The 6,000-nt window shown below is 59.6% G+C and carries 5 protein-coding genes and 1 rRNA gene; 2 read left to right on the top strand and 4 right to left on the bottom strand.

The window, feature by feature from the left end; genetic code table 11:
* Positions 1 to 460, bottom strand: a 16S ribosomal RNA gene (locus tag MMS95_RS15165); the annotation flags it as partial.
* Between the two features lie 475 nt (positions 461 to 935).
* On the opposite strand from MMS95_RS15165, the gene MMS95_RS15160 reads away from it, so the two are divergent.
* Positions 936 to 1,625 (top strand): FadR/GntR family transcriptional regulator, encoded by a 690-nt coding sequence (locus MMS95_RS15160; RefSeq protein WP_004933751.1) that lies wholly within the window; start codon positions 936 to 938, stop codon positions 1,623 to 1,625.
* A 67-nt stretch (positions 1,626 to 1,692) separates the two neighbouring features.
* Positions 1,693 to 3,108 carry a multidrug transporter subunit MdtD gene (gene mdtD / locus MMS95_RS15155; protein ID WP_015379462.1) on the top strand — a complete coding sequence of 472 codons (1,416 nt, stop codon included), beginning with the start codon at positions 1,693 to 1,695 and terminating at the stop codon, positions 3,106 to 3,108.
* Here mdtD and rbsR read toward each other — a convergent pair.
* The 3 genes from rbsR to rbsB all read right to left on the bottom strand — a co-directional run bounded on the left by rbsR (position 3,105) and on the right by rbsB (position 5,986).
* A complete protein-coding gene (gene rbsR, locus MMS95_RS15150) occupies positions 3,105 to 4,106 on the bottom strand; it encodes a ribose operon transcriptional repressor RbsR (RefSeq protein WP_033631375.1) in 1,002 nt (333 codons plus the stop codon). The genes mdtD and rbsR overlap by 4 nt on opposite strands.
* Before the next feature lie 4 nt (positions 4,107 to 4,110).
* The gene (gene rbsK / locus MMS95_RS15145; protein WP_103086132.1) at positions 4,111 to 5,037 is read right to left on the bottom strand and encodes a ribokinase; all 927 of its coding nucleotides are present in this window, start codon (positions 5,035 to 5,037) and stop codon (positions 4,111 to 4,113) included.
* A gap of 61 nt (positions 5,038 to 5,098) precedes the next feature.
* On the bottom strand, positions 5,099 to 5,986 hold the full coding sequence (rbsB, locus tag MMS95_RS15140; protein ID WP_103086136.1) for a ribose ABC transporter substrate-binding protein RbsB: 888 nt from the start codon (positions 5,984 to 5,986) through the stop codon (positions 5,099 to 5,101).
* Positions 5,987 to 6,000: the final 14 nt, after the last annotated feature.

Genomic DNA, 6,000 nt, shown 5'->3' with positions numbered 1-6,000 from the left:
TCACCACCTTCCTCCTCGCTGAAAGTGCTTTACAACCCGAAGGCCTTCTTCACACACGCGGCATGGCTGCATCAGGCTTGCGCCCATTGTGCAATATTCCCCACTGCTGCCTCCCGTAGGAGTCTGGACCGTGTCTCAGTTCCAGTGTGGCTGGTCATCCTCTCAGACCAGCTAGGGATCGTCGCCTAGGTGAGCCATTACCCCACCTACTAGCTAATCCCATCTGGGCACATCTGATGGCAAGAGGCCCGAAGGTCCCCCTCTTTGGTCTTGCGACGTTATGCGGTATTAGCTACCGTTTCCAGTAGTTATCCCCCTCCATCAGGCAGTTTCCCAGACATTACTCACCCGTCCGCCGCTCGTCACCCGGGGAGCAAGCTCCCCTGTGCTACCGCTCGACTTGCATGTGTTAAGCCTGCCGCCAGCGTTCAATCTGAGCCATGATCAAACTCTTCAATTAAAAGCTTGATTTGCTTCCACTCGAGAAGCGATGCTCAAAGATTTACTGCATGAATTTTACTTCAGTTAGTCACTCTTCAAGACTTGATATTTTTTTGCATCCGAAGATGCTGGATATCGTCTTGTGGAGTGCCCACACAGATTGTCTGATAAATTGTTAAAGAGCAGTGCCGAGAAACTCATCGGCGCGGGCTGCGTATACTACGCTTTTCGCCCGGAGAGTCAAGCGTTTATTTCGCTTTCTTCTCGCTGACCCGGCGGCTTGTCAGTCGTTGTTCCCGGTCAGTGGAGGCGCATTATAGGGAGTTCTCGGCAGGCCGCAACCCCTAATTGCAAAAAACTTTTCAAGCGCGGTTTTTTTCAACAAAAGGGCAAAAAAGCGGCGAATCAATGTCACTTTTTCAGGCAAACAGCCATAAAAGCTGGCGATCACTGGAGTAAAATAGAAATAACGATGTCAGTAAGGACCCGCAGCCATGCCGTTAAATGCACAACAACAGGCCGCCCAACGCAATCTTTCTTATCTGCTTGCAGAAAAACTCGGCCAACAAATTCTGGCAGGCGATTATCAGGCCGGCAGCATCCTGCCTGGTGAAATGGAACTGGGCGAGCAATTCGGCGTCAGCCGCACCGCGGTGCGCGAAGCGGTAAAGATGTTAGCCGCCAAAGGCATGTTGTTGCCGCGCCCGCGCATTGGCACCCGCGTGATGCCGCAAAGCCAATGGAATTTCCTCGATCAAGATTTACTGACCTGGTGGATGACGCGGGAAAACTTCGATCAGGTGATGCAACACTTCCTTATCTTGCGCACCTCGCTGGAGCCGCAGGCCTGCGCGTTGGCGGCAAACCACGCCAGCCCGCAGCAAACCAAGTTGCTGGCGGGGCTGATGGCGGAAATGCGCGCGCTGCATACCCAGTTTGATCGCGAGCGTTGGATCCAGGTCGATACCCAATTCCACCAGCTTATCTACGAGGCCAGCGGCAACCCGTTCCTGACCTCGTTCGCCAACCTGTTCAGTTCGGTGTACCAAAGCTACTTCCGCGCCATCACCGGCAATGAAGTGATCAAGCTGCGCCATCATCAGGCTATCGTCGATGCGATACTCGCCGGAGACAGCGCCGGCGCGCTTGTCGCCTGCCAGGTGCTGCTGAAAGAGAAAGACTAGACACGCTCCCCGCTTATATATAGAAGAAAGAGACGAGGGACAGACGACCATTTAACCAGGACCGACCATGACCCAATCCGCGCGCAGTATGGCAGGACTACCGTGGATCGCCGCAATGGCGTTCTTTATGCAGGCGCTGGACGCCACTATCCTCAACACCGCGCTGCCGGCGATCGCCCAAAGCCTGGGGCGTTCGCCGCTGGCGATGCAATCGGCCGTCATCAGCTACACGCTGACGGTGGCGATGCTGATCCCGGTCAGCGGCTGGCTGGCGGATCGCTTCGGCACCCGGCGCGTGTTCATCTTCGCCGTCACGTTATTCACCCTCGGTTCGCTGCTGTGCGCCTTGTCTCCTACGTTGAGCGTGCTGGTCGCCTCTCGCGTGCTGCAGGGCATCGGTGGCGCGATGATGATGCCGGTCGCGCGATTGGCGCTGCTGCGCGCCTACCCGCGCAGCGAACTGCTGCCGGTGCTGAACTTCGTCACCATGCCCGGCCTGGTCGGACCGATTCTCGGGCCGCTGCTGGGCGGCTGGCTGGTAACCTACGCCACCTGGCACTGGATTTTCCTGATCAATATCCCTATCGGTCTGCTCGGCATCTTCTATGCACGCAAATACATGCCGGACTTCACCACGCCCAAACGCCGCTTCGATTTCCTCGGTTTTATGCTGTTCGGCCTGAGTCTGGTGCTGATCTCTACCGGGCTGGAGCTGTTTGGCGAGCGGGTGCTGGCCAGCTACGTTTCGTTGGGTATTCTGCTCAGCGGTTTCGTGATGCTGTTCGGCTACATCGCGCACGCCCGCCGTCATCCTCAGCCGCTGATCGGTCTCGACCTGTTCAAAACCCGCACCTTCTCGGTCGGCATCGCCGGCAACGTCGCTTCCAGGTTGGGCACCGGCTGCGTGCCGTTTTTAATGCCGCTCATGCTGCAGGTGGGCTTCGGCTACACGGCGATCGTCGCCGGTTGCATGATGGCGCCAACCGCCATCGGCTCACTGATGGCGAAATCCACCGTCACTCAGGTGCTGCGCTGGTTTGGCTACCGCAAAACGCTGGTCGGCATCACCGTTATCATCGGGGTGCTGATCGCCCAGTTTGCCCTGCAAAGCCCGGGCATGCCGCTGTGGCTGATGATCCTGCCGCTGTTCGTGCTGGGCATGGCGATGTCCACCCAGTTCACCGCCATGAACACCATCAGCCTGGCGGATTTGAACGACGCCAACGCCAGCGCCGGCAACAGCGTCCTGGCGGTCACCCAACAGCTGTCCATCAGCTTCGGCGTGGCGATCAGCGCGGCGGTGCTGCGTTTTTACGAATCCCTGTCGTTAGGCACCATGATCGACCACTTCCATTACACCTTTATCACCATGGGGATCGTCACCGTGGCGTCGGCACTGGTGTTTATGTTGCTGAGAAGGAAAGATGGCCGCAATTTGATCAGCGGCCAGGAAAGCAAGAAAGAAGCGAAGGCGGCCAGTTAACGGCGGCCCACCGAAGCGCGTTCCACCAGCTCGGGCGTCAGCACCAGCACCTGGGGAGCGCGCTCCGGGTTTTGCAGGCGGTTGATCAGCGCATCGATCGCCAGCTCGCCCAGCGAATCCTTCGGTTGATGAATGGTGCTCAGCGGCGGCGCCAGATAACGCGCCAGCTCAATATCATCGTACCCCATCACCGCCATATCCTGCGGCACGGAAAGCCCGGCCTGATACAGCGCCTGATAAACGCCTACCGCCACCGCGTCGTTGCCGGCGAACACCGCATGCGGCGGCTCTTCCAGCGCCAGCAGTTGGCGCATGGCGCTCACGCCGCCCTCAAACTCAAAGTCGCAATGCACTTCATACCCTGTCGGAACCGGTAATCCGGCGCGACGCATCGCGTTGCGATAGCCTTCCAGCCGGTGACGGGCGGTGGTTTTATCCTGCGGGCCGGCGATGCAGGCGATCTTGCGGTAGCCGCGGGCGATCAGATGATCGGTCGCCATCTCGCCGCCCAGCAGCGAGTTATCCTGAATAATATCGTTGGCACCCTCGAACGGCGCCCAGTCCATCATCACGATCGGCAATGACGGGTAGCGGCTCAGGGCATCTTGCGATGGCCGGTGGTTTTCGGTGCACATCAACAGCAAACCGTCGACGCGCTTTTGCAGCAGTGTCTCCATGCTGCGGTTCATGCGCGCGGCGTCTTCTTCGGTATTGCACAGGATCAGACTGTAGCCACGTTCATAGCAGCTGCGCTCCACGCCGCGCACCACTTCGGCATAAAACGGGTTGTTGCTGGCGGTCACCAGCATGCCGATGGTGCGGGTTTGATTAAGCTTCAGGCTGCGCGCCAGCGCGGAAGGCGCATAGTTCAACTGTTCCACGGCCGCCATGACCTTGTCGCGCACGCTGTCGCTGACAAAGCGATTGTTGTTGACCACATGCGAAACAGTCGAGGTTGAAACGCCCGCCAGGCGAGCGACATCTTTCATGGTGGCCAAAGGATCACCCCTGCTGCTGCAAGAAGGTGTCGATCTCTTCGCGCCACGGCACCGAAGGCTGCGCGCCGGGGCGGGTTACGGCGATCGCCGCCGCCGCATGGGCGAAACGCACCGCGTCGGCCATGCTGTTGCCTTCCAACAGGGCGGTCACCAGCGCACCGTTAAAGGTATCGCCGGCGGCGATGGTGTCCACCGCTTGCACCTTGAAGCCAGGCACCAGTTTGCCGTTGCCGTTTTCGCTCAGCCACACGCCGCGGCTACCGAGGGTGATGATCACCGTCGCGATGCCTTTGTCGTGCAGCGCCTGCGCCGCCCGCGCCGCATCGGCGTCGTTGTCCACGGCGATGCCGGTCAGGCGCTGCGCTTCGGTTTCATTCGGGGTGATCATATCGATCATGCCCAGCAGCTCGTCCGGCAGCTCGCGCGCCGGGGCCGGGTTGAGGATCACCTGCGTTTGATGTTGCTTCGCCAGGCGGGCGGCGGCGATCACCGTCTCCAGCGGCGACTCCAGCTGCATCAGCAGGGCATCGGCGTCGATCACTTTTTGTTGGTAGCGCGCCAGGTAATCCGGCGTCACCGCGGCGTTGGCGCCGGCATCGATGCCGATCACGTTCTCGCCCTCGGCGTTGACGAAGATCAGCGCCACGCCGGTGGTGCTGTCGGCGATGGCTTCAATCGGTTGAGTATCAATGCGATCGCTCGCCAGCTGCCGGCGGATACGCTCGCCGATATCGTCGGCGCCTACGCAGGCGATAAAGGAGATCTCCGCCCCGCTGCGCCCGGCCGCCACCGCCTGATTCGCGCCTTTGCCGCCAAACGCCACCTTATACTGTTTCCCGATCACCGTTTCGCCCGGGTGAGGGAATTGTTCAATATTGAGGATATGGTCGGCATTGATGCTGCCCAGAACCACCAGCTTACCTGTTTCCATCGCATTGATTCCTGAATTGCGCGCCATCGTAAACGCCCCGTCCCGATGGCGCTGGTATGACTTACTGAGTGACCAGTTTCAAATCGACCGGAATGGTCGTCGGCACTTTTTCGCCTTTCAGCACCTTATCGGCGGTTTCCACGCCGATCACGCCGATCTGATCGGGACGCTGCGCCACGGTCGCCGCCAGCTTGCCGCCTTCGACCGCTTTCACGCCGTCGGCGGTGCCGTCGAAGCCTACCACGATCACGTCGGTTTTACCGGCGGTTTGCAACGCGCGCAGCGCGCCCAACGCCATTTCATCGTTTTGGGCGAACACCGCCTGCACATCCGGATGCGCAGTCAGCAGGTTCTGCATCACGTTCAGGCCCTTGGTGCGATCGAAATCGGCCGGCTGGCTGGCCAGCAGTTTGAATTTATTCTGATCCAGCGACTGTTTGAAGCCTTCGCCGCGTTCACGCGCGGCGGAAGTGCCGGCGATGCCTTCCAGCTGAATCACTTTGGCATCGGTGCCTGCTTTTTTGGCGATGAAGTCACCGGCCATTTTACCGCCCACGCGGTTATCCGACGCGATGTGGCTCACCACTTCACCCTTGCTCGCCACGCGGTCCAGCGTGATGACCGGGATCTTAGCCTGGTTGGCCATCTTGATGGCGTTGCCGACCGCATCGGAGTCGGTCGGGTTGATCAGCAGCAGCTTAGGCGCCCGCACCATCAGATCCTGCACGTTGGCCAGCTCTTTCGCCGGGTTGTTCTGGGAGTCCAGCACCACCAGGTTGTAGCCCAGCTTATTGGCCTCTTGCTGCGCTCCGTCCTTCATCGAGACGAAGAACGGGTTGTTGAGAGTGGACACCACCAGCGCGATGGTCTCTTTGGCCATGGCATTGGCGCTCAGGGTGGCGCTCAGCGCGATGGCGGAGGCTAAGGTTGCCAGTTTTTTCATTTTCATCATCGTGATTCCTG

Source organism: Serratia sp. PGPR-27, assembly GCF_022678525.1.
GTDB lineage: Bacteria > Pseudomonadota > Gammaproteobacteria > Enterobacterales > Enterobacteriaceae > Serratia > Serratia nematodiphila.
The sequence above is the reverse complement of the archived record's forward strand: the minus strand, read 5'-3'. Positions and strand labels throughout refer to the sequence as shown.

What these genes read in the sequence shown, in the direction of transcription:
- MMS95_RS15160 (WP_004933751.1), top strand. Translation starts at nt 936, where the DNA reads ATGCCGTTAAATGCACAACAACAGGCCGCCCAACGCAATCTTTCTTAT.
- mdtD (WP_015379462.1), top strand. Translation starts at nt 1,693, where the DNA reads ATGACCCAATCCGCGCGCAGTATGGCAGGACTACCGTGGATCGCCGCA.
- rbsK (WP_103086132.1), bottom strand. Translation starts at nt 5,037, where the DNA reads ATGGAAACAGGTAAGCTGGTGGTTCTGGGCAGCATCAATGCCGACCAT.
- rbsB (WP_103086136.1), bottom strand. Translation starts at nt 5,986, where the DNA reads ATGAAAATGAAAAAACTGGCAACCTTAGCCTCCGCCATCGCGCTGAGC.